23 protein-coding genes are annotated in these 21,299 nt (G+C 69.9%); 11 read left to right on the forward strand and 12 right to left on the reverse strand.

The window, feature by feature from the left end; translation table 11 throughout:
• Nucleotides 1-35: 35 nt before the first annotated feature.
• Nucleotides 36-380, forward strand: coding sequence for a hypothetical protein (locus ACFZB3_RS10520; protein ID WP_391372796.1), 345 nt, complete (start codon nucleotides 36-38; stop codon nucleotides 378-380).
• A 67-nt stretch (nucleotides 381-447) separates the two neighbouring features.
• A complete protein-coding gene (locus ACFZB3_RS10525; protein ID WP_391372798.1) occupies nucleotides 448-1,092 on the forward strand; it encodes a VWA domain-containing protein in 645 nt (214 codons plus the stop codon).
• A gap of 8 nt (nucleotides 1,093-1,100) precedes the next feature.
• On the opposite strand, the gene ACFZB3_RS10530 is transcribed toward ACFZB3_RS10525, so the two are convergent.
• The 7 genes from ACFZB3_RS10530 to ACFZB3_RS10560 all read right to left on the reverse strand — a co-directional run bounded on the left by ACFZB3_RS10530 (nucleotide 1,101) and on the right by ACFZB3_RS10560 (nucleotide 4,744).
• Nucleotides 1,101-1,424: a hypothetical protein gene (locus tag ACFZB3_RS10530; RefSeq protein ID WP_391372800.1), complete on the reverse strand. Its 324-nt coding sequence runs from the start codon at nucleotides 1,422-1,424 to the stop codon at nucleotides 1,101-1,103.
• A 118-nt stretch (nucleotides 1,425-1,542) separates the two neighbouring features.
• On the reverse strand, nucleotides 1,543-2,193 hold the full coding sequence (locus ACFZB3_RS10535; RefSeq protein ID WP_391372803.1) for a hypothetical protein: 651 nt from the start codon (nucleotides 2,191-2,193) through the stop codon (nucleotides 1,543-1,545).
• 41 nt (nucleotides 2,194-2,234) lie between these two features.
• Nucleotides 2,235-2,576, reverse strand: coding sequence for a hypothetical protein (locus tag ACFZB3_RS10540; RefSeq protein WP_391372806.1), 342 nt, complete (start codon nucleotides 2,574-2,576; stop codon nucleotides 2,235-2,237).
• Between the two features lie 65 nt (nucleotides 2,577-2,641).
• Nucleotides 2,642-2,929 (reverse strand): hypothetical protein, encoded by a 288-nt coding sequence (locus tag ACFZB3_RS10545; protein WP_391372809.1) that lies wholly within the window; start codon nucleotides 2,927-2,929, stop codon nucleotides 2,642-2,644.
• A gap of 86 nt (nucleotides 2,930-3,015) precedes the next feature.
• The gene (locus ACFZB3_RS10550; protein WP_391372811.1) at nucleotides 3,016-3,594 is read right to left on the reverse strand and encodes a phage tail protein; all 579 of its coding nucleotides are present in this window, start codon (nucleotides 3,592-3,594) and stop codon (nucleotides 3,016-3,018) included.
• A gap of 157 nt (nucleotides 3,595-3,751) precedes the next feature.
• The gene (locus ACFZB3_RS10555; protein WP_351709121.1) at nucleotides 3,752-4,159 is read right to left on the reverse strand and encodes a hypothetical protein; all 408 of its coding nucleotides are present in this window, start codon (nucleotides 4,157-4,159) and stop codon (nucleotides 3,752-3,754) included.
• 387 nt (nucleotides 4,160-4,546) lie between these two features.
• Nucleotides 4,547-4,744, reverse strand: a complete 198-nt coding sequence (locus ACFZB3_RS10560) for a hypothetical protein (protein WP_391372814.1) — start codon at nucleotides 4,742-4,744, stop codon at nucleotides 4,547-4,549.
• A gap of 403 nt (nucleotides 4,745-5,147) precedes the next feature.
• Here ACFZB3_RS10560 and ACFZB3_RS10565 point away from each other — a divergent pair, with 403 nt between their 5' ends.
• Complete coding sequence (locus tag ACFZB3_RS10565; RefSeq protein ID WP_391372817.1) at nucleotides 5,148-5,933, forward strand: hypothetical protein; 786 nt, start codon at nucleotides 5,148-5,150, stop codon at nucleotides 5,931-5,933.
• A gap of 334 nt (nucleotides 5,934-6,267) precedes the next feature.
• On the opposite strand, the gene ACFZB3_RS10570 is transcribed toward ACFZB3_RS10565, so the two are convergent.
• Entirely contained in the window at nucleotides 6,268-6,738 is a 471-nt protein-coding gene (locus ACFZB3_RS10570; RefSeq protein ID WP_391372820.1) for a helix-turn-helix domain-containing protein, read from the reverse strand.
• A gap of 334 nt (nucleotides 6,739-7,072) precedes the next feature.
• On the opposite strand from ACFZB3_RS10570, the gene ACFZB3_RS10575 reads away from it, so the two are divergent.
• The 3 genes from ACFZB3_RS10575 to ACFZB3_RS10585 are packed head-to-tail and all read left to right on the forward strand — an operon-like array spanning nucleotide 7,073 to nucleotide 8,275.
• Nucleotides 7,073-7,384 carry a WhiB family transcriptional regulator gene (locus ACFZB3_RS10575; RefSeq protein WP_391372823.1) on the forward strand — a complete coding sequence of 104 codons (312 nt, stop codon included), beginning with the start codon at nucleotides 7,073-7,075 and terminating at the stop codon, nucleotides 7,382-7,384.
• Complete coding sequence (locus ACFZB3_RS10580; protein WP_391372827.1) at nucleotides 7,377-8,087, forward strand: hypothetical protein; 711 nt, start codon at nucleotides 7,377-7,379, stop codon at nucleotides 8,085-8,087. The genes ACFZB3_RS10575 and ACFZB3_RS10580 overlap by 8 nt, the downstream gene beginning before the upstream one ends.
• Nucleotides 8,084-8,275, forward strand: coding sequence for a hypothetical protein (locus tag ACFZB3_RS10585; protein ID WP_391372830.1), 192 nt, complete (start codon nucleotides 8,084-8,086; stop codon nucleotides 8,273-8,275). Before ACFZB3_RS10580 ends, ACFZB3_RS10585 begins: the two co-directional genes overlap by 4 nt.
• Before the next feature lie 84 nt (nucleotides 8,276-8,359).
• Here the strand turns inward: ACFZB3_RS10585 and ACFZB3_RS10590 are convergent, their stop codons facing one another.
• Nucleotides 8,360-9,616 (reverse strand): glycosyltransferase family 39 protein, encoded by a 1,257-nt coding sequence (locus tag ACFZB3_RS10590; protein ID WP_391372833.1) that lies wholly within the window; start codon nucleotides 9,614-9,616, stop codon nucleotides 8,360-8,362.
• Between the two features lie 571 nt (nucleotides 9,617-10,187).
• Between ACFZB3_RS10590 and rpsL the strand changes: the two genes are divergently transcribed.
• The 5 genes from rpsL (at nucleotide 10,188) to ACFZB3_RS10615 (ending at nucleotide 17,857) form a co-directional block, all read left to right on the forward strand.
• Nucleotides 10,188-10,559 (forward strand): 30S ribosomal protein S12, encoded by a 372-nt coding sequence (rpsL, locus tag ACFZB3_RS10595; protein WP_003948652.1) that lies wholly within the window; start codon nucleotides 10,188-10,190, stop codon nucleotides 10,557-10,559.
• A gap of 2 nt (nucleotides 10,560-10,561) precedes the next feature.
• Complete coding sequence (gene rpsG / locus ACFZB3_RS10600; protein WP_003992340.1) at nucleotides 10,562-11,032, forward strand: 30S ribosomal protein S7; 471 nt, start codon at nucleotides 10,562-10,564, stop codon at nucleotides 11,030-11,032.
• Between the two features lie 39 nt (nucleotides 11,033-11,071).
• A complete protein-coding gene (gene fusA, locus ACFZB3_RS10605; RefSeq protein ID WP_391372836.1) occupies nucleotides 11,072-13,198 on the forward strand; it encodes an elongation factor G in 2,127 nt (708 codons plus the stop codon).
• Between the two features lie 170 nt (nucleotides 13,199-13,368).
• Nucleotides 13,369-14,562, forward strand: a complete 1,194-nt coding sequence (gene tuf, locus ACFZB3_RS10610; RefSeq protein ID WP_362601054.1) for an elongation factor Tu — start codon at nucleotides 13,369-13,371, stop codon at nucleotides 14,560-14,562.
• Between the two features lie 205 nt (nucleotides 14,563-14,767).
• The gene (locus ACFZB3_RS10615) at nucleotides 14,768-17,857 is read left to right on the forward strand and encodes a glycosyl hydrolase 115 family protein (protein WP_391372840.1); all 3,090 of its coding nucleotides are present in this window, start codon (nucleotides 14,768-14,770) and stop codon (nucleotides 17,855-17,857) included.
• Between the two features lie 35 nt (nucleotides 17,858-17,892).
• Here the strand turns inward: ACFZB3_RS10615 and ACFZB3_RS10620 are convergent, their stop codons facing one another.
• The 3 genes from ACFZB3_RS10620 to ACFZB3_RS10630 form a co-directional block, all read right to left on the reverse strand.
• A complete protein-coding gene (locus ACFZB3_RS10620; RefSeq protein ID WP_391372843.1) occupies nucleotides 17,893-19,278 on the reverse strand; it encodes a S41 family peptidase in 1,386 nt (461 codons plus the stop codon).
• Between the two features lie 109 nt (nucleotides 19,279-19,387).
• The gene (locus ACFZB3_RS10625; RefSeq protein WP_391372846.1) at nucleotides 19,388-20,233 is read right to left on the reverse strand and encodes an FkbM family methyltransferase; all 846 of its coding nucleotides are present in this window, start codon (nucleotides 20,231-20,233) and stop codon (nucleotides 19,388-19,390) included.
• 133 nt (nucleotides 20,234-20,366) lie between these two features.
• Nucleotides 20,367-21,263 (reverse strand): hypothetical protein, encoded by an 897-nt coding sequence (locus ACFZB3_RS10630; protein ID WP_391372848.1) that lies wholly within the window; start codon nucleotides 21,261-21,263, stop codon nucleotides 20,367-20,369.
• Between the last annotated feature and the right edge of the window lie 36 nt (nucleotides 21,264-21,299).

Genomic DNA, 21,299 nt, shown 5'->3' on the forward strand with positions numbered 1-21,299 from the left:
TCCTTGGTCAGCCGTGAGACGGATGATGGGAATTCATGATGTCCGATGAAACGTCCTGGTATGTCCTCGTCGAAGAAGAGGCGATGGGTGACGAATTCCGTCTTTCCCGTGTCCTGCATGTGGAGGGGAATGCGGAGCGTGCCAGGGAAAAGGCGCTGGAGGTCGCGAAGGAGTATGACCCCTTCCGGGCGTTCAAGGGGCCGCGAACCACTTTCCGTATCGGCGCGGACTCGTTCATGACCGTCTTGACGCACGACGGTTGGCGAAATATGAGATTTCGCGTCACCGTGGCAGAACTCATCCATACGGAGGAGTATGTCGAACCTCCGGCACCGGACGAGGAAAAGGGTGGTCGGGGTATCTTCCGCAAACGAAAGTAGCCGTGAAGGGCGTTTTTCCGTGGTTTTGGCGGCCTGGCGCGGAGGTGTGCGTCGGAAATCGGCCCGCGTGGTGTTCGCCTTTCCCGGGGGTGCCCGCTATCCCCTGGAGAACGGAAAGGTGGCCGATATGGCGCGTCGGGCCGCCGTCCTGGGGGCGATTGTGGCCGATACCTCGGAGGTGGATGCCTGGGTCTACAACTCGCAGGCGCACCGGCTGCCGCCCCTCCGGCCGGCGGAGGCTTCAGGCTGGATCGAGGACTGGGCGTTGCTGCCGAAAGAGCCCCTCTTCACTCAGGACGCGGCTCCGGGCAACCTGCTCGCCCAACAGGCGGACACGTATGGTCTCGACCAGGATGGCGAGGACGTGGCCGCGGCGGTCCGCGACATCGCGCGGAGCGTCCCCCGGGGCGGTGTCCCCACCTTGGTGCTCTTCTATCTGTGGGCCGCGCGCAGCGACGGGCCGACTTCGGGCGACCGGCTGCACGAGGCGGCGGACGACAATGTGTTCTGGCAATTCCTCGGAGAAGACAGCCCCGGCAACACCGTGCAGACGCTTCTCGAAAGGCTGCCCGGCGAGGCGCCGCACATCAGGAACGTCCATGTCTGCACCGGGTGGGAGCAACTCAGGGACACACCTGACCATTTCTTCTTCCGCGGTGTCCTGAAACCCTTCGCGCGCCGGTGCAGGTCACGCCGGGCGGAGGTGGAGTAGCCGCCGGGTCAGTGCCGTTCGTCGTCCGGGTGCGGGCGGGCGGCCGATGGTCCGGAGTGCTGAGGAGGAAATGCGAGGACCGTGGCGTCGACGGGCGAGGGAGGACGGCGCGTTTTTGCCCGCGCCGCCTCCGCCCTGCGGCGCTCGTCGTGTTCGCCGCGGTCCCGCCAGCCCGCGCCGTATGCCTTGAACTCCCGCTGTTCGACTTCGGTACGGGTGGTGATCACGAGGTCCGGTGGCAGAGGGCGGCCCTTGAAGTGGGCGGCCACGGCCTGCCGCAGCTCCGCGGTCGCCGCGGTGTCGTCCTGTGCCGTGCTGTCGTCCCTCGCCATGAGGCCCCCATTCCTCTGCACCGCCCGAATCTCCGGAAACCATGACTCGAACATGTGAGCGATAGCCGTAGCAGGGTACTCCACGCACCTGTGTACGGGAGGGGAAAGCGGAGCCGGTTCAGGCCACTTCGTACGTACCGCCGATCCGGATGACGTTGCCGCTCACGTAGGTCGTGCCGAGCACGCCGCCGCTGCCGAGCTGGGTGGCGGTGGAGCTGGACGCGGAGGCCGGGCCCCAGATGGTGTACGCGGTCGCGCCGGTGGTCGCTCCGGGCTGGCACGAGATCAGGGCGCGGCCTCCGGCGACCGCCGCCACTCCCTGGAACTGCGGAAGCCCGCCCAGCGCGCCGGCCGTGACCGGAAGGCCGAAGCTGTAGTTGCCGCTGCCGTAGGTCGTCGCCGCGCCGAAGGTGACCAGCGTGGTGAAGTGGCAGACCTTGCCGACCACCGCGTACCTGCCGGTCAGCGTGCCGTCGCCGATGGACGGGTTGGTGGTGGTGGCCGTCCAGGTCGGGGTGTAGGCGTTCCAGGCGCCGAGCGCGATCCACGCCGAGCCCGTGTAGTAGCTGAGGGTGCCGGGCGTGGTCAGCCAGGCGACCATTCCGGCCACCGGAGTCGTGACGGTCGTGTCCCGGTCGGCGGCCGTCGAGTAGCGCAGGATCGTCCGGCTGTCGATGCCCTCGGCGAGGGACTGGAGGTGGAGGGGGAGGTTCGCGACGTCGGTGGGCTGCGGGTACGGGAGTTTGCCGAGCGGGGTGGTGAGGGTCATGGCGCATCACTCCTGTGCTGGGGATGCCGGGATACCGGCGGTCAGTTGAAGAACCGGGCCAGTTCGGCGGGGCCGGGGTTGTGGACCTCGGTGGCGGCGGCCTCGGGGCCGGGTTCCGGAGCGGCCTGCCCGGAGCCCGGCCGCGGGACCGGCCTCGGGTACTCCAGCGGCTCCGCGTCCTCGTCCCGGTTGACGGTGGCGAACATCCAGTTCGCCTCGGTGAGTTGGTCGACGGCGGCGGCGAGCAGATGGTCCGTGACCGACCAGTCGGCCGCCTCCCCGTGCACTTCGCGCAGGGTCGCGCTGTCGCGGGGCAGATACCTGACCAGTACCGCGAGCCGGCGGGAGGAGAGCCGGCCGCGGTGCCAGTCGAGCAGGTCCATGCCGTAGTGGCGGAGCAGGTCCGCCTCCAGCGCCTCGGCGTGCTCGTCGACGAACTCGCCGAGGCTCAGCCTTCCCCCAGGCCGAGCCCGGTCTCCTTGCCGTACGCCTCCAGGATGGCGGCGATGTCCTGCATGGTGACGTCGAGACGGTCGAAGCGGGTGAACTGGGCGTCGCCCAGCAGCACCTGCAGCAGGCCGTCCACGTCGTTGTCGTCGAGTTCCCGCAGGGCGCGGGCCGTCCTGCGGGTGAGTTCGGTCGGGAGGGTGAAGGTGTCGCCGTCGATGGTGAAGGACCAGGTCCGGCCGAGCGCCTCCTGGCGCTGGGCACGGGCGGCGCTGACGTCGAAGGACATGCGTCGACTCCTGTACAGAGGAAGGTGGTCGGCGCGGGCGGGCCGGGGTGGGGAGGCCCCGGCCCGCCCGCCGGGGAGGGGACCGGTCAGGAGACGGTCGAGTACGCCGGGTCCTTCATCAGGAAGGTCGCCAGCGGCTTGGTGTTGTCGACCGCCAGCGCGGTGAAGGTGACGCCGAGCTTGATGGAGGCGGTGCGGGTCAGCGACAGCTCCTCGGTCTCGGTGACCTGGCCCCGGGCGACGACGAAGCGGTACGTGACGTCGGTCCCGTCGGAGAACTCGATGCCGAGCGCCTTCTCGTTGAACTTCGGGTCGGCCGACAGGTCGTACTTGTAGATCCCGGAGTTGGCGGCGGTCTCGGCCACCGCGTCACCGCCCATGAAGAACGGCAGCGTGTCCTCGTTCAGCTGGAGCAGCTGGAACTTCACGGTCAGGTCGCGGTCCGAGTAGATGAACCGGGCCGGGGAGACCGACTGCCAGGTCTCGACCGGGTCGAGCTTGTCCTTCTTGGCCAGCTTGATGCCGTCCTGGGAGGTGTAGCCGAGGTCCTTCCAGCCGGCGGCCCACGCGGTGCTGACATCGGTCGGCGCGGTCGTGCCGACCGGGGCGACCAGGATGCGGCCGGTACCGGCGACGCGGATCTCGTTGGCGTTGCTGCCTGCCATGCGTAACTCCTTCTCGGTGGGTTGGTTGCTGCGTCGTTGCGACGCTGTGCCGTGCCTGGGCATGGCGAAGGCCCCGCCGTACGGTCTTGCCGGCGGGGCCTGTTCGGGGGAGCGGGCCGGTTGGGGGCCCGCAGGGAAAGGGCTTCGAACCGGCGGATCAGGCGGGGCGGATGTGCAGCCTCACCGTCGCGTAGTAGCGGTTCGCCGCCGAGCGGTTCCAGTCCGGCAGCCAGCGCGGACCGTCGGCCTCGACGACGTCCGTGACGTGCGCGGTGCCGTACGCGGTGCCGCGCAGGGTGAGGACGGCGGAACGGACGAGCAGGGCCAGGGTGTGCGCGGTGGTCTTGTCGGGGCCGTAGACCTCGAAGTCCACCAGCGGCTGGTCCAGGTGCTGGTCGTCGATCCAGGCCCCGCCGGCGCGGGAGACCAGGACGACCTGCTGGGTGCCGTCGAATCCACTCGGCGGGACGTTGTCCACGGTGGCGGCGGCGAGTTCGGTGCGGTCGGTCAGGAAGTCGACGACGAGGCGTTCGACATCGGGGAAGGTGACCGTCGGATCGGCCACGGGGTGACCTCCCTTCGCGGAGGGGTACCTGGTGTGTCGGTGGGGCTGCCCATGAGCGTGCGGCGGGCCGTTGTCCCGTCGTGGGCACAGCTCCGCCGCTGCACCAACTGTGACACGTTGCGAGCGCGCGCGCAACAAGTTGGGTGGCGGGGTGCCTGGCGGGCGTCCGCCGGGGGTCCGGGCGGATGCCTCGACTGCCGGCCGGCGGCGACCCGTTGAAGGGTGGCGGGAGGGGGGGGGCTGTGGCTGGCCGGGGCGGTCTTGTGGCGGTGGGTGGGGTCGGGCGAGGTGGTATCGGACGCGGCGGCGGCAGGTGAGGCGGGGTGAGGGGGCGGCGTGGTGCGCGTTCCTCGCGTGAGTGCCGAGTGCCGAGTTACGGGTTGTGGGTCAGTGGTGGCCGTGGCGGGCCTCCGTCAGTGCGTCCGTCCAGCCGGCCGCGTAGGCCATCGACTCGCGGGTGAGCAGTTCCTCGTACAGCCGGTCGAGCAGTGCCTCGCGGTCGGGCGCGGGGGAGTGCAGGAGGTGGGCGAGGCGGGTGTAGGTGTCGATCGGCTGGTGCGGGAAGTTGCTCGTGCCAGTCGCCATGTCGGCCTGCTTTCCGGTCTGTCCGCTGGGCTGGTGGTACGGGTGCGCACACCGGCGCGTTCGAGCGATTGTTCGAACTAGTGTACGAGTAATCCGGTGGTGTCGCTCCGTGTTTGCCGAAGTGGACTTATTTCACTCTCCGTTGTCGCCCGGTCTGGACCTGCGGTGATGTCGGAGTCCAGTGGATCTTGTGTCAGATCCGTGGAGTAGGATCCGGCCGTCCTTCCGTCGGTGAATCGAAAGTGAACGGTGTGGCCTTGCAACGGACCTGAGGGCCTGTCATGCGACGGTGGACGGCCACAGGGCGGCCGTCCTCGCGCGGGGGGCGCGACGGGGCAGGGACGAGAGCAAGGCCTATGGGGTGGACGGGGACGCGGACGCAGGCAACGCGCGGCATCGGCATGTGATCGATTGGCTCGAACAGGCCTCCGACCTGCCACATCTCATCGCTCGTGTCTCCGAGCTGGTCCTGAGCCTCGATTACGAGCCCCAGGACCTGGTGGTCCTTCCGCGCGCGGAACTCGACCGGCGCGAGATGGCCGCCTACAGCGCCGGCTGGGCCGATGTGGTCGACGAGCGGCTTCCGGCCGTGCGGCGGGCGTACGAGCAGCGGATCACCGCCGCCTATGTGCAGGGGCAGGAGGATGCCCGGTCCGGGCGGCGGCCGCGGCGCGCTCGACGGCCGGAGGGCGGGCGGGAGCGGGAGGACGGGGGCGAGGTCATTCCGCTGCCCTATGTCCAGTTCCTCCGGCCGCCGTCCGAATTGACGCGGGTAGAGCAGCGTGGGGAGCAGGAGCGGTCCGTCGCGGACGGGGCGCCGTGGGACGGCGGCGGCCACGCGGCCGCCGACCTCGACGGAATCGCTGACGCCGACACCGCCGACGACCGTACGGATGCCGGGCCCGGAGCCGACACCCTGCTGTCCGCGCGCGAGGTGCGCGAGAAGCGCGTGGTGCGGGCCGCCGCCGAACGGCGTTCGGTCGTACGGCGAAACGGGCGGCCCAGCGTGCCTCCGCTGAAGCGCGATGCTGCGGGCGGCGTCCGGGACAAGGGGCGTCGGGCCGACGGCGGTGGGGAGCGAGATCAGCAGGAGCCCGCCGACATCCCCGGTGCCCGGCTCTCCGACAAGGCGCGAGCCCTCGCGGAGGAGCTGGAGGAGCGGGCCTCCGGCCGACGCCGGGACGAGTGAGCGGACCGGCCGGTGTGCGGTACGGACGGCTCGGCCGAGGGGAGGGACCGGCTGCTGTGCGGCCGGCGGTGCCGCATCGTGGGCGGCCGGGTGCCGGGTGCCGGGTGGCGGTGGCGGCGCCTGGCCGGGTGGTGGTGGTTCCTGGCCCTCGTAGCCCTCGTAGCCCTCGTAGCCGCCGCAGCCGTCGTACGGGCCCTCGTGCAAGGGTTCGGCAAGCAGGGCGCGGGATTCGGCTCGGCCTCTTCGGGGCGGGACGTGCTGCGCCACCCCCGTGGAGAACACCCGTCGGCCCGCGGGCGTCCTCGATGGCGCGTCCGGCGATGGAGGGGGCAGCTCAGTCCGCGGTCGTCGTTGCCGCGTCCGCCAGGGGGCGGGGGTCCTTCTGGTCGTGCACGTCGTTCGGCAGGAACTGCTCCACGACGCGGACGAACATCTCCCGCCGGTCGGCCGGCACCCCCAGCAGGTCGGCCACCTCCTCCAGCGTGGGCCGGCGGGCGAACTCCGCGCTCGGTGCGGGCGCGGCCAGGTGGTCGTTCGGGTCGGCCAGTTCCTCGGCCGTCAGGCGGCCGGAGCGGATGAGCATCTCGCGGACCGGGACGCCCAGCACGCGGGCGAGCCGGCGCGTGGTCTCCAGGTCCGGCATGCTCTGGCGCTGCAACAGGCGGGTCACGGCGGCCCGGTGGACCCCCGCCTCGTCCGCTATCCGCGACTTGCCGCCGCCGCGCGGGCTGTCGATGTCGTACCCGCGGTCGCGCATCAGGTCTTCGACCCACGCGGCGAACGCGTCCAGATCCTGGCTGGTCATCTGAGGGCTCGCTTCCTTTAGAGGGCAGCAAGTTTAGCTTGCTTGCGCGCACGGAATTACGTGCTCTCGTGCAAGCACTGCGGAAAGTCTGTGCAATACGCGGGGATTTGGCGGTGGTTGGCGCCCGGATGAGGTCCGCACGGGGTCTGTGCGGGGTCTGCGCGAGGTCCGGATGGTGTCCGGGTGGCGTCCGGGTGGTGTCCGAGTGGTCACGATCCCTCCGTGATCTTCCGAAAGGGTCGCTGGCATATTTGTTGCGAGCGCGCGCGCAATCTGTAAGTCTGGACGGCGCTCGCCTCACACCAGCCCCACCGGAGCCACCTTGGGAGGCCCCATGTCCGTCATCGGCAGCTCATGCCCACCACCCGCCTGGCAGGCCGCGGCCGCCTGCGCCGGGCTTCCGCCCCGGGTGGTCTTCTCGAAGAAGGTGCAGGAGGCCGCCCCCGCGCTGCGGGCCTGCGCCCGCTGCCCGGTCCGGCGCGACTGCGAGGAGGCCGTCGCCCCCGCCGACAACTGGTTCGACGGTGTCTGCGGCGGCCGGCTGTGGCGCCGCGGTCGCCCCGTCGAGATCCCCGCCCGTCTCCTCCCGGCCATGCAGAGCCCGGTCGTCCAGGGCGCCCTGCGCCGCGGAGGCTCCGTTGCCTGACCGTCGTACGACCCCTGCAAAGCCGCCTTCCACCCCTGCACACCCGTTCGCCGAGGACCGCCCCGCCGACCACGCCGCCCTCTGGATCGGCCTGCTCCTCCAGCAGTTCCCCGAGCTGGCCGTCGAGCTGGCTCCCGGCCGCGGCGCCACCCCGGACCGCCGGCCCACGCCCGCCCCGCCCCCCGCGGACCTCGCCGACCGGCTCCGCGAGGAGCGCGCCGAGGCGCTGCTGCTCCAGCGGGCCCACGGACTCCTCGCCCCCGGTCACAGCGCCGCGCCGCTGCGGCTGCACATCTCGGACGCCATCCGCGACATCACCGACGGGGTCATGGAGCTGGAAGAGGCGGTACGCGACCGGCTCGGGCTGCCCCGCGTCCGCCGCGCCTCCGTGCCCGAGCGGCTGCGCCGGATCGGCGGCCTCCTCGACGGCATCGCCGCCGACCCCGTCCTCGCCGCCCACGTCCGGGACGAGACCCGCCGGATGGCCCGGCGCTGCGCCCGCGCCCTGGGCGACACCGAGACCGTCGTCCGCGTCTCCGGGCGCTGCCCCTGGTGCGACTCCGTCTCCCTGCGCGCCTTCCCCGACCGCGCCGCCGTCCTCTGCGTGAACCCCGCCTGCCGGTGCACGGACCCCGACTGCGGCTGCCACGACGACCCGGCCTACCGGCACACCTGGGACGAGGGGGAGTGGGGCCACCGATGAAGCAGCAGGGCCTGCCCACGCTCATCCCCGGCCCGCTCGCCGCCCGGGAGGCCGGCGTCGCCCCGGCGACCATCCGCAAGTGGGTCCAGCTGGGCCACCTCACGGCCGCCGGCAAGGCGGGCCGGGCCGCGCTCTTCCGCCTGGAGGACGTCTTCGCGGCGGAACGCGCGGCCGCCCGCCGCCCGTAGCGGACCCGGGCGGGGGCCACCCCGGCCCCCGCCCCTCGCGCCCCCGTCCCTCGCGTCGAGCCCCGCGCGCCCCGCCTCGCGTCCCTAGGGGATCCCCAACTCGAAGATCACGTAGTGCGCGTACCACCCCGATGCCACCGCGGCGGTGGAGAAGAACACGACGAGGGCCGGCCACCGCAACCGGCTCATCGCCGCCGCCGGCGCCAGCAGCAGCGGGAAGACGGGCAGCAGATAGCGCGGGGTGTTGCCGAACATCTGCTGGGTGCCGAGGATCGTCACGATCGAGGCGACGGTGTACGCCGTCAGCACCAGTGGCGGCCGCTTCCGCAGCAGGAGCGCGACGAGGAACGGCAGCGCCACCACCACCTGCACGGCGATGAGGTCGGGGACCGAGTAGGCGAAGAGGTAGTCGCCGTGCCCCACGGCCACGTTCCGCAGCACGTCCAGGGTGTAGGCGCCGAAGTCGAAGTAGTGCGCCCAGGCCTGGCGCTGGAGAGAGAAGTAGGCGCCCGGATCCCCCATCGACCAGCCGACCCAGGCGATGTAGGTGAGCAGGCCGAGGGGCGCGGCGACCGCCGCGTACAGCGGGGCCGCGACGCCCTGCTCGCGCCGGCTGTCCCGGCGTACCAGCGTCACTAGGGCGGCCAGGCCGACCGCGCCGATCAGCACGGCTGCCGTGGGCCGGCTCAGGCCGGACAGGAAGGCGAGCAGGCCCGCGGTCACCCAGCGGCGCTTCATCACCGCGTGGCAGGTCCACGCGGCGATCGCCACGAACAGGGACTCCGTGTAGACCGCCCACTCGACGCCGGCGGCGGGGGCCACGGCCCACAGGCCGGCCGCGAGGGTGCCGGCCCGGGCCCCGGCGAGCACCGAGACCACCGCGTAGATGCCGGCCGCCGCGACGAACGAGCACACCACCGAGACGAGGATCGCCGCCCCGTACAGGCCGAGGCCGGTGACTTCCGAGACGGCCCGGACCAGACCCGGGTACAGGGGGAAGAACGCGACCGAGTTCTGCTCGGCGCTGAACTGGCCGCCGGGGGCGAGGGGCCGGAGGGGCTCGGGGTGGTATCCCTTCTGCGCGACCTGGAGGTACCACCAGCCGTCCCAGGTGGACAGGACGTCCCACCAGTGGGCACCGCCGCCGAAGCGGGGGTCCTTGCTGCGGTAGTCGCCGGCGTACGTCAGCAGCCAGGCGAAGACGAGGAGGCCGGTGAGCTTGGCGGCGCCGTAGAGGGCGAGGGGCGGGAGATAGGGGCGGGCGGCCGGGGGGACGCGGAGTGCACGAGGCCGCGGCGCCGGCTCGGCGGTGGTCGCGGTGTTGCTCTGAGCTGCGCTCATGCGTGTGCTGCCCCCCAAAGAAGCGCGCCGTTCGCAGTGCCGCGAGTGGCCTTCGGGCGGCTGCGGGTCCGTCCTGGCTGGTCGCGCGGTTCCTGCCCCCCCCAACCTTCGGCTGGGGGTGTCCCCGGCGCCCCCGAAGGGGCACTGAGGAGCACTGAAGGAGCACTGAAGGAGCACTGAAGGCGACCGGCGATCAGAAGATCTGATCAGCGTCGCACAACTGTGAATCCGATCGGCGTCGGCTCGCGCCGCTCTCCGTTCGCGTGTCGTTCGTCTGCGTGGTATATCGGAGTCCGCCCTCAAAACCGCAGCTCACGGCCCCCGCAACCGGTCCCCGTCCTTTTGTTTTGACCGGAGTGATTGCGCTAGGTACGCTCAGACCTTGTGCCTGGGGTGTGCCCTGACCCTCGTGCGTGCCTTCAAACCGCACCGGAGTGACGAAGCGGCCACCGCGATCCGCGCCCCCTTCTGCCTTGCGGCAGGAGTCCGCGGAATCCGACACACCCGACCGCGTGGGTCGGCGATGTTCCAGGTTAGCTTCACCATTCGGCACACAGAAACCGGAGAAGTAGTGCCTACGATCCAGCAGCTGGTCCGTAAGGGCCGGCAGGACAAGGTCGAGAAGAACAAGACGCCCGCACTCGAGGGTTCGCCCCAGCGTCGCGGCGTCTGCACGCGTGTGTTCACGACCACCCCGAAGAAGCCGAACTCGGCCCTGCGTAAGGTCGCGCGTGTGCGTCTGACCAGCGGGATCGAGGTCACCGCTTACATTCCGGGTGAGGGACACAACCTGCAGGAGCACTCCATCGTGCTCGTGCGCGGCGGCCGTGTGAAGGACCTGCCGGGTGTTCGCTACAAGATCATCCGTGGCTCGCTCGACACCCAGGGTGTCAAGAACCGCAAGCAGGCCCGCAGCCGCTACGGCGCCAAGAAGGAGAAGTAAGAATGCCTCGTAAGGGCCCCGCCCCGAAGCGCCCGGTCATCATCGACCCGGTTTACGGCTCCCCTCTGGTGACCTCCCTGATCAACAAGGTGCTGCTGAACGGCAAGCGCTCCACCGCCGAGCGCATCGTCTACGGCGCCATGGAGGGTCTGCGTGAGAAGACGGGCAACGACCCGATCATCACGCTGAAGCGCGCGCTGGAGAACATCAAGCCGACCCTTGAGGTCAAGTCCCGCCGTGTCGGTGGTGCGACGTACCAGGTTCCGATCGAGGTCAAGCCCGGTCGCGCCAACACCCTCGCGCTGCGCTGGCTCGTCGGCTACTCCCGCGCCCGTCGCGAGAAGACCATGACCGAGCGTCTGCTCAACGAGCTTCTCGACGCTTCGAACGGCCTCGGTGCGGCCGTCAAGAAGCGCGAGGACACGCACAAGATGGCCGAGTCCAACAAGGCCTTCGCGCACTACCGCTGGTAGTCGCTACCCCCATCGAGACCGAGAGAAGACCGAAGCCTTATGGCTACCACTTCACTTGACCTGGCCAAGGTCCGCAACATCGGGATCATGGCCCACATCGACGCGGGCAAGACGACCACCACCGAGCGGATCCTGTTCTACACCGGTGTGTCGTACAAGATCGGTGAGGTCCACGACGGCGCTGCCACCATGGACTGGATGGAGCAGGAGCAGGAGCGTGGCATCACGATCACCTCTGCTGCCACCACCTGTCACTGGCCGCTGGAAGACGTCGACCACACCATCAACATCATCGACACCCCGGGCCACGTCGACTTCACCGTCGAGGTGGAGCGTTCGCTGCGCGTGCTCGACGGTGCCGTGACGGTGTTCGACGGCGTCGCCGGTGTCGAGCCGCAGTCCGAGACGGTGTGGCGTCAGGCGGACCGCTACGGCGTTCCGCGCATCTGCTTCGTCAACAAGCTCGACCGGACCGGTGCCGAGTTCCACCGCTGCGTGGACATGATCAAGGACCGTCTGGGCGCGCAGCCGATCGTCATGCAGCTCCCGATCGGTGCCGAGGCCGACTTCCAGGGCGTCGTGGACCTCGTCCGCATGAAGGCGCTCGTCTGGTCCGCCGAAGCCACCAAGGGCGAGATGTACGACGTCGTCGACATCCCGGCCACCCACACCGAGGCTGCCGAGGAGTACCGCGGCAAGCTTCTGGAGGCCGTGGCCGAGAACGACGAAGAGATCATGGAGCTGTACCTGGAGGGCGAGGAGCCCTCCGAGGAGCAGCTGTACGCCGCGATCCGTCGTATCACCATCGCGTCCGGCAAGTCCAAGGACATCACGGTCACCCCGGTGTTCTGCGGTACCGCGTTCAAGAACAAGGGCGTTCAGCCCCTGCTCGACGCGGTCGTGCGCTACCTCCCCTCCCCGCTTGACGTCGAGGCCATCGAGGGCCACGCCGTCAACAACCCGGAGGAGGTCGTCAAGCGCAAGCCGTCCGACGACGAGCCGCTGTCCGCGCTGGCGTTCAAGATCATGAGCGACCCGCACCTCGGCAAGCTCACCTTCGTCCGGGTCTACTCGGGCCGCCTGGAGTCCGGCACCGCCGTGCTGAACTCCGTCAAGGGCAAGAAGGAGCGCATCGGCAAGATCTACCGCATGCACGCGAACAAGCGTGAGGAGATCGAGTCGGTGGGCGCCGGCGACATCATCGCCGTCATGGGTCTGAAGCAGACCACGACCGGTGAGACGCTGTGCGACGACAAGCAGCCGGTGATCCTGGAGTCCATGGACTTCCCGGCCCCGGTCATCCAGGTCGCCATCGAGCCCAAGTCGAAGGGCGACCAGGAGAAGCTGGGCGTCGCGATCCAGCGCCTGGCCGAGGAGGACCCGTCCTTCCAGGTCCACTCGGACGAGGAGACCGGCCAGACCATCATCGGTGGCATGGGCGAGCTGCACCTTGAGGTGCTGGTCGACCGTATGCGCCGTGAGTTCAGGGTCGAGGCCAACGTCGGCAAGCCGCAGGTCGCCTACCGCGAGACGATCCGCAAGGCCGTCGAGCGCGTGGACTACACCCACAAGAAGCAGACCGGTGGTACCGGTCAGTTCGCCAAGGTGCAGATCGCGATCGAGCCCATCGAGAGCGGCGACGCCTCGTACGAGTTCGTGAACAAGGTGACCGGTGGCCGCATCCCGAAGGAGTACATCCCTTCGGTGGACGCCGGTGCGCAGGAGGCCATGCAGTTCGGCATCCTCGCCGGCTACGAGATGACGGGCGTCCGCGTCACCCTTCTCGACGGTGCCTACCACGAGGTCGACTCCTCCGAGCTCGCGTTCAAGATCGCCGGTTCGCAGGCCTTCAAGGAGGCCGCGCGCAAGGCGTCCCCCGTGCTCCTCGAACCGATGATGGCCGTCGAGGTCGTCACGCCCGAGGACTACATGGGTGACGTCATCGGCGACATCAACTCCCGCCGTGGCCAGATCCAGGCCATGGAGGAGCGGTCCGGTGCCCGCGTCGTGAAGGGCCTCGTGCCCCTCTCGGAGATGTTCGGTTACGTCGGAGACCTCCGCAGCAAGACGTCGGGTCGCGCAAGCTACTCGATGCAGTTCGACTCCTACGCCGAGGTTCCGCGGAACGTCGCCGAGGAGATCATCGCGAAGGCCAAGGGCGAGTAGGTACCGCGTTCCACGCGGCGCGCACAGACGCCTTAGGCTTGACCCCGGAGCCTCACGGGTCGTTCCTCCGCATTCGTGGCGGAACGACCCGGGGCCCGGGACCCAACAGCAAAGATCACCTGGCGCCGATCGAATCAAGGCGTACAGAACCACTCCACAGGAGGACCCCAGTGGCGAAGGCGAAGTTCGAGCGGACTAAGCCGCACGTCAACATCGGCACCATCGGTCACATCGACCACGGTAAGACGACCCTCACGGCCGCCATTACCAAGGTGCTGCACGACGCGTACCCGGACCTGAACGAGGCGACCGCGTTCGACAACATCGACAAGGCGCCCGAGGAGCGTCAGCGCGGTATCACCATCTCCATCGCGCACGTCGAGTACCAGACGGAGACCCGTCACTACGCGCACGTCGACTGCCCCGGTCACGCGGACTACATCAAGAACATGATCACGGGTGCCGCGCAGATGGACGGCGCGATCCTGGTCGTGGCCGCCACCGACGGCCCGATGCCGCAGACCAAGGAGCACGTGCTCCTGGCCCGCCAGGTCGGCGTTCCGTACATCGTCGTCGCCCTGAACAAGGCCGACATGGTGGACGACGAAGAGATCATGGAGCTCGTCGAGCTTGAGGTCCGTGAGCTCCTGTCCGAGTACGAGTTCCCGGGCGACGACCTGCCGGTCGTCAAGGTCTCCGCGCTGAAGGCGCTCGAGGGCGACCCCGAGTGGACCCAGTCCGTGCTCGACCTCATGACCGCCGTCGACGAGGCCATCCCGCAGCCCGAGCGTGACGTCGACAAGCCGTTCCTGATGCCGATCGAGGACGTCTTCACGATCACCGGTCGTGGCACCGTCGTCACCGGTCGTATCGAGCGTGGTGTCCTCAAGGTCAACGAGACCGTCGACATCATCGGCATCAAGACCGAGAAGACCACCACCACGGTCACCGGCATCGAGATGTTCCGCAAGCTGCTCGACGAGGGCCAGGCCGGTGAGAACGTCGGTCTGCTCCTCCGTGGCATCAAGCGCGAGGACGTCGAGCGCGGCCAGGTCATCATCAAGCCGGGCTCGGTCACCCCGCACACCGAGTTCGAGGCCCAGGCCTACATCCTGTCCAAGGACGAGGGTGGCCGCCACACGCCGTTCTTCAACAACTACCGTCCGCAGTTCTACTTCCGTACGACGGACGTGACCGGCGTCGTGACCCTCCCCGAGGGCACCGAGATGGTCATGCCGGGTGACAACACCGAGATGAAGGTGGAGCTCATCCAGCCCATCGCCATGGAAGAGGGCCTGAAGTTCGCCATCCGCGAGGGTGGCCGCACGGTCGGCGCCGGCCAGGTCACCAAGATCAACAAGTGATCTCGGCCCGCGAGGGCTGACCAGGCAGGTCTGAAGGGGCCCGTACGACTCCGGTCGTACGGGCCCCTTTTGCCGTCCCGGGCCGTCGCGCGGGGTTCGAAACTATTCGGCGCCCGCGCCCCCTGGTCCGCACGGGCCCCTCGCCCCACCATTTGTCATGCCGCTGAGCAAATTCGGTGACCGCATTCGGGTGGAGGGGTGGGCCATGTCTGTCAGCCGGAGGACTGTCCTGGGCGCGGTGGGCGCGGTGGGCGCGGTGGGCGCGGTGGGCGCGGTGGGCGCCGGAGTCGCCGCGGTGCCGGCGCTGTCGGCGGGGACCGCGTGGGCGGACGGGAGCGACGGCGGACCGCGGGTCACGGACCCGGGCGCGTACATCTCCTTCACCGGCGGCGCGTTCCCGCTCGTCGGCGCCCCCGTCGTGGTGAGCGCCGACGACCACCCCGGAGTCGTACGGGTGGCGGGCGACCTCCGCGACGACATCGAGCGGGTGACCGGGGTACGGCCGGCCGCGACGACCGCCCGCCGCGCGGTCCTCGTCGGCACGATCGGCCGCAGCCCGCTGATCGACGGCCTGGTGGCCTCCGGCAAGCTGGACGTGACGGGGGTCCGGGACCGCTGGGAGACCTCGCTCCAGACGGTGGTCGACCACCCGATGCCCGGCGTGGACCAGGCCTTCGTCATCGCGGGCAGCGACCCGCGCGGCACGATCTTCGGGGCGTACGACGTCTCGTACGGCATCGGCGTCTCACCCTGGTACTGGTGGGACGACGTGCCCCCGGTCCACCGCGACGAGGTCTGGGTGCTGCCCGGCCGCCACACCCAGGGCACCCCGGCGGTGAAGTACCGCGGCTTCTTCGTCAACGACGAGAACCCGGCGCTCGGCACCTGGGCGCCGGCGCACTTCGGCCCGGGCAAGGCCTCCGGCTATCCGGGCGGCTTCAACGCGGACTTCTACGCCCGCGTCTTCGAGGTGCTGCTGCGGCTGAAGGGCAACTACCTCTGGCCGGCCGTCTGGGGGCGGGCGTTCGCGGAGGACGACCCGGAGAACCACCGGCGGGCCGCCTTGTACGGCGTTGTCATGGGCACATCGCACGAGGCGCCGATGATGCGCGGGATCGAGGAATGGAACCGCCACGCGACGGGCGGCACCGACCCCTACGGCGGCACCGGTGAATGGTCCTACCTCCGCAACGCCGAGGCCGTCCGCGCCTACTGGCGGGCCGGCATCCAGCGCATGGTCGACCAGGGCTTCGAGGGCGTGGTCACCCTCGGCATGCGCGGCAACGGCGACACCGGCCTGCCCGACGGCGACGGCATCGAGCTGATGCGGGAGATCATTGCGGCGCAACGGCAGATCATCGAGGAGGTGACCGGGAGACCGGCCGCCGAGACCCCCCAGGTGTGGACCCTGTACAAGGAGGTCCAGCGCTACTGGGACCGTGGGCTACGGGCGCCCGACGACGTGACCGTGGTCCTGACGGACGACAACTGGGGCAACATCCGCAAGCACCCTTCCCCCGCGGAGCCGCGCGACGGCGGGTACGGCCTCTACTACCACTTCGACTACGTCGGAGCCGGCCGCAACTACAAGTGGGTCGACACCGCCAACCTCCGCAACGTCTGGGACCAGCTCCACCAGGCGCACGCCTACGGCAACCACGGCCTGTGGGTGGCCAACGTCGGCGACCTGAAGGGGAACGAACTCCCGACCGAGTTCTTCCTGAACTATGCCTGGAGTCCGGAGCGTTGGACCTTCGACCGGCTGGGGGAGTGGGAACGGCGGTACGCCCGCCAGAACTTCGGCGCCGCGACGGCCCCGGAGATCGCCGAACTGCTCGCCCGTTACGGCCGGTTGCAGGCGCGCCGCAAGCCGGAGCTGCTGAACCGCCGGATCACGCTGGCGGACGACGGCCAGGTCGTCTACGACGACCGGCAGACGCCCTTCTCCTTCGGCCACGGTGAGCTGGAGCGGGTGACGGCGGAGTGGCAGGAGCTGGGACGCCGCGCGACGCGGATCGCCCGGCGGCTCCCGGCGGCCGCCCAGGACGCGTGGTTCGAACTGGTCGGGTACGAGGTGACGGCCACCGCGAACCTGTACGCGCTGCGGGCCGCCGAGTTCACGAACCTGCTGTACGCACGGCAGGGCAGAGCCGCGACGAACACCCTCGCCACGCTGGCGGAGCAGGCCCTGGAACGGGACCTCGCCCTGGCCGACCGCTTCAACTCGCAGGTGGCGGGCGGCAAATGGCAGGGTTTCCAGACCCAGCCGCACATCGACTACGGGGACGTGGACCGGTACGGCCCCAACGCGCCCTGGCAGCAGCCGGAGAAGGACAACGTGGCACTGCCGGACGTCCTGTTCCCGGCCGTACGGCGGATCGAGGTGCCGGAGGCGGCGGGGCTGGGGGTGTCGGTGGATGCGGACGCTTCAGGGACTGGGACTGGGACTGGGACTGGGGCCCGAGCCGGAGCCGGAGTCGCGGCCGAGGGAGCCATGACCCTGCCGCCGTTCAGCCCGTACCAGACTCGTCCGCAGCAGTACGTGGAGATCTTCAACCGGGGTCGTACGCCGTTCGACTACCGGGTGTCGGCGTCGGTGCCGTGGCTGACGGTGGACCGTCCGCGGGGGCGGGTGGCGGAGCAGGTCAGAGTGGAAGTGCGGGTCGACTGGTCGCGGGCACCGGCCGGGCGGTCCGCCGGGTTCCTGACGGTCGGCGGGGCGGGGGAGTCGGTGACGGTCCGGTGTGTCGCGGAGCGGCCGTCGGCCCGTGGCCTGCGGGGGTTCGTGGAGGCGGGCGGCTATGTGGCGATCGACGCGGAGCACTACGACCGGGCGGTCGGGCAGTGGCGCCGGCTGGACGGGATCGGCCGCACCGGCGCGGGGATGACGGCGTGGCCGGTGACGGGCGGCTGGGGCGGCTCCTGGCCCCGCCTGGAGTACGAGGTGAGCCTGCTGTCGGCGGGCGAGGTGACGGTGTGGGCGTACCTGTCCCCGCGGAACCCGGCGCTGCCCACGGGCACCGGTCTGCACTACGCCCTGTCCCTCGACGACGAGGCGCCCCAGCAGGTCGACATCACGGCGGGCGCGGACGACGGCCTGCTCAACACGGTGTGGGCCCGCAACACCTCCGACCACGTCAACCGGACGGCGACCCGCCACACCCTGGCGTCCGCCGGGGTCCACCGCCTGACGTTCTGGTCGGTGGACCCCACGGTGGTGGTGCAGCGCCTGGTGCTCGACACGGGCGGGCTGACGCCGACGTATCTGGGGCCGCTGGAGAGCCGACGGATCTAGGAGGAGGGAGGGGAGGGGAGGCTGGGGGCCGGTGATCAGCGGGCGGACCGCAGCAGCTCCACGGCCCGGTCGAACGCCGAGTCGCGGTGGTGTGCGAACTCCTCGTCCGTGAAGACCGGTTCGCTGATCTGCGGCGGGATCCCGGTGCCGTCGAAGGTGCGGCCGGTCCGGGTCAGGTACTCCTCGTTGGGCAGCCAGACCGTCATGCCGTTGGGGAGGCTGCGGACCATGACGTCGGAGAAGACGCCCTGGGTCGCCTGCCCGATCCGGAGGGTCCGTCCCGGCCGGTCGATCAGGGCCTGGGTGAAGGTCTCGCCGGCGCTGACGGTGGAGCCGCCGGTGAGGAGGGCGACCGGGCCGGTGTAGCGGGGGCCGTGGAACGGCGTGACCGGGATCGGCTCGGGGCGGGTGTGCCTGGTCGGGTCGGCCGGGTCGTTGCGGGCGCGCTTGGCGTAGGCGACGTAGGGCGTGTCGGTGAGGCGTTCGGCGATGCGGATGCCGAGGGCGTCGGAGCCGCCGCCGTTGACACGGAGGTCGATGACCAGGCCGCGGAGGGCGCGGGTGCGGGCGGGGGTGAGGACGGTGTCGAGCGCCCGGTCGAGTTCGGCGAGCTGGGCGGTGTACGACGGGTCGTCACCGTCGTATCCGTCGAAGCGCGCGATCCGGAGGTAGCCCAGGCCCTGCTGCTTCAGGTCGGCGTACGTGATGAGGCCACCCGCGAAGTCCTGCCGACCGGTGGCCTGCGCGAGGTCGCGTTCGACGACGAACTTCTTCACCTTGTCGTCGAGTTCCTCGGTGGGGATCACGGTGCCCGGCCTCGCCACCCCGTAGTGCCGGTCGCCGTCCTGGACGAGGACGTGCGCGTCGTGCAGCGGGGTGATCATGCGGCTGAAGATGTCGAAGAGCTGGGCCCGGGTGGTGTTCCTGTGGACGAGGGGCCGGTAGCGGTCGCGTACGGCGTGCCAGTCGATGCCCTTGGCGGCGAAGAAGGGGTAGTTCTCCTCGAACGACTGCCAGAAGACGTCGAAGGCGGTGCGCGGGTCGGTCGGGGCCGGGCGGGTGCAGGCGGCGGGCAGGGAGCCGATCCGGCGCAGCTGCCGGTGCCCCACCGCGACGTCGACGCCGAACCGGGCGTGTTCCCCGTCCGGGGCGGGCCGCACGGTGAGCACGGCACCTTCGACGTCGTACGTCCCCGGTGCCGCGGCCGCCTTCGCGAAGTACCCCTTCAGGCAGCTGACGGCGGTCGTCTGGTACTCCTGCGCCCCTTGTCCGTCGATGGCGAGGACGGTCCCGTAGCCGTCCATGCGCCACAGCCCGGTGGCGGTGGCGGTGGCTGCGGTGGTGGCCGGTGCCGCCGCCGCGGCCGGTACGGCCAGGGCCAGGGCGAGGAGAGCTGCTGTGGTCCCGACGGCGTTGCGCACGATGGCGTCCTTCCCCCTGCACGTGAGTGACGTTTCCGTCCTTCACGGTGCCGGACGCCGAGGTGCCCCGACCATCCGGCAGACGGGTGGGCCGGGGGTGGGGACAGCCTCAGGCCTGCGGCGCGAAGAGCAGGTTGCGGGTGTGCGGCGGCCGGGGCTCGTACCAGGGGACCAGCGTGCCGTCGTGCTCGGCGATCCAGTGGACCTCGTAGCCGAGGGGCTCGAACTCGCCGACGAGGTCGTCGAGGGAGGCGTCGACCAGGGCCTCCATCACCAGGGTCGGCCGGTCCCGCTTCAGCACCTGCCGGGCGCCGTGGAGCACCGACATCTCGTGTCCCTCCACGTCGATCTTGACGAGGTCCAGCTTGGTCTCGGCGAACACCTCGTCGAGGGTGAGGAGCTTGATGCGCTTGTGCTGGGCGTCGGGGGCGGCGCCGCCTTCCAGGGTGGAGCCGGTGGAGAGCAGGTTCCCGGAGAAACGGACGCTGATGTCGGCCCAGCCGGGCTCGCTGGAGACGCCGGCCTGGTGGAGCTTGATGTTCTGGACGCCGTTGGAGCGGACGTTCACCGAGAGCCGGGCGTGGATCTGGTCGACCGGTTCGAAGGAGTGCACCTTCGCCTTCGGGTTGGCATGCGCGGCGATCATCGAGAAGTAGCCGACGTGGGCACCGACGTCCGCGATGGTCGAACTCCGAGCGGCCAGCCGCGACCAGGTGGCGAGCGTGCCGGGCTCGTAGCCGAACGTCCCGTTCCACAGGGTGTCCATGGCCACCGCATCGTCGTTCACGCAGAACATCACGAACGGCGGACAGTACGGCGACTCGATCTCCACGTAGCCCCGGTACGGGAACTTCTTGCGGTGCACGCGGATGATGTCCCCGGTGGCGACCGGCCTGACCGATGGCGCGTGGGCCAGCATGCGGGCGTTGGCGGCTTCGACCTCGGAAATACGCATTGGGCGATGGTAAAGCCAGGGTCAGAAAATGTCACAGGGTTTGGAAATGATCAGTGAAGGAAAATCACAGATTTCCGCGAGCGGTATTTCCGGAGTTCGTTCATTTCGAATAACCCGGAATTAACCCGTCCTTTTACTTGGGCTGCTCGAAGAGCTCGGCCGTGGTGGTGGCGGTGGCGGCACGGGTCAGCCAGGTGGTGAGGGTGTCGTGGTCGTCGCAGGCGGTGATGCGCTCGCGGGCTTCGTCGCTGACGTCGATGCCACGGCCACCGAGGACGACGAGGAGAGCTTCGGCGAGACCTTCGGAGAGCCCTTCGAAATGACCTTCGGCGCGCAGGGCCTGGGCCGTCTGGGACTGGAAGATGGAGAGGTCGACGGCCATGAGGTGCCTCCAGAGGTCCGCGGCCGGCGTCTTGCCCAGGCCTTGTTCGGTGAGCTCGATGTAGATGCTCGCGGTGTCTTCGTCGTCGGCCTGCAGGCCCTTCAGGGCGGCTGCCAGTGCTTTCAGTATGGCATCGGACTCCGGCGCGCGGCTGTGCAGCGCGGAGGACAGCACCGCGAGGGAGATGTCCTTGGCGGCTGCCTCCGGAGTGTCGATGACGGGCACGGTGTCCGGACCCAGGACGAGCGGGCGCAAGGTGAGGGTGGGCCACTGCGGGGGACCGAGGCTGACCTGCTGTGCCGCCCAGGCGGCCGCGTGCCTGTCCCGGCAGACGACCAGCAGTACGGCCGGCATTTTGTACTTGGCGTAGAGATACGCCAGGTAGTAGGCCCAACTGGCGGGCTTGTCGGCGTCCTGCCCTCCCTGGGCCTCCACGGCGAGCAGGAAGCTGCCGTCTTTCGCCGTGTCGAGGCGGAGGAGGGTGTCGACGCGGCGTTCCAGGGGACGGTTCTCCGTCAGGTCGGTCGGAAACGGTGATGCCGAGACCGGATCGCTGAACGAGACGCCGAGCGCCCGTACGGCCCGGGGGAAGAGCCCCGGATCCTGCTGGAAGATCCGGTGCATCGCTTCGTGCGGGGAGCTGACCATGAGGGGAATCGGGGCCTCTCGTCGTAGTCGTAGCGG

Origin of the sequence: Streptomyces sp. NPDC008092 (assembly GCF_042957285.1) — a bacterium.
Taxonomy (GTDB): Bacteria; Actinomycetota; Actinomycetes; order Streptomycetales; family Streptomycetaceae; genus Streptomyces.

Bases quoted from the DNA above. Each gene is read 5' to 3' on its own strand.
- ACFZB3_RS10520 (WP_391372796.1), top strand. From the start codon at position 36: ATGATGTCCGATGAAACGTCCTGGTATGTCCTCGTCGAAGAAGAGGCG.
- ACFZB3_RS10530 (WP_391372800.1), bottom strand. From the start codon at position 1,424: ATGGCGAGGGACGACAGCACGGCACAGGACGACACCGCGGCGACCGCG.
- ACFZB3_RS10535 (WP_391372803.1), bottom strand. From the start codon at position 2,193: ATGACCCTCACCACCCCGCTCGGCAAACTCCCGTACCCGCAGCCCACC.
- ACFZB3_RS10540 (WP_391372806.1), bottom strand. From the start codon at position 2,576: ATGGACCTGCTCGACTGGCACCGCGGCCGGCTCTCCTCCCGCCGGCTC.
- ACFZB3_RS10545 (WP_391372809.1), bottom strand. From the start codon at position 2,929: ATGTCCTTCGACGTCAGCGCCGCCCGTGCCCAGCGCCAGGAGGCGCTC.
- ACFZB3_RS10550 (WP_391372811.1), bottom strand. From the start codon at position 3,594: ATGGCAGGCAGCAACGCCAACGAGATCCGCGTCGCCGGTACCGGCCGC.
- ACFZB3_RS10560 (WP_391372814.1), bottom strand. From the start codon at position 4,744: ATGGCGACTGGCACGAGCAACTTCCCGCACCAGCCGATCGACACCTAC.
- ACFZB3_RS10570 (WP_391372820.1), bottom strand. From the start codon at position 6,738: ATGACCAGCCAGGATCTGGACGCGTTCGCCGCGTGGGTCGAAGACCTG.
- ACFZB3_RS10575 (WP_391372823.1), top strand. From the start codon at position 7,073: ATGTCCGTCATCGGCAGCTCATGCCCACCACCCGCCTGGCAGGCCGCG.
- ACFZB3_RS10585 (WP_391372830.1), top strand. From the start codon at position 8,084: ATGAAGCAGCAGGGCCTGCCCACGCTCATCCCCGGCCCGCTCGCCGCC.
- ACFZB3_RS10590 (WP_391372833.1), bottom strand. From the start codon at position 9,616: ATGAGCGCAGCTCAGAGCAACACCGCGACCACCGCCGAGCCGGCGCCG.
- rpsG (WP_003992340.1), top strand. From the start codon at position 10,562: ATGCCTCGTAAGGGCCCCGCCCCGAAGCGCCCGGTCATCATCGACCCG.
- fusA (WP_391372836.1), top strand. From the start codon at position 11,072: ATGGCTACCACTTCACTTGACCTGGCCAAGGTCCGCAACATCGGGATC.
- ACFZB3_RS10615 (WP_391372840.1), top strand. From the start codon at position 14,768: ATGTCTGTCAGCCGGAGGACTGTCCTGGGCGCGGTGGGCGCGGTGGGC.
- ACFZB3_RS10625 (WP_391372846.1), bottom strand. From the start codon at position 20,233: ATGCGTATTTCCGAGGTCGAAGCCGCCAACGCCCGCATGCTGGCCCAC.
- ACFZB3_RS10630 (WP_391372848.1), bottom strand. From the start codon at position 21,263: ATGGTCAGCTCCCCGCACGAAGCGATGCACCGGATCTTCCAGCAGGAT.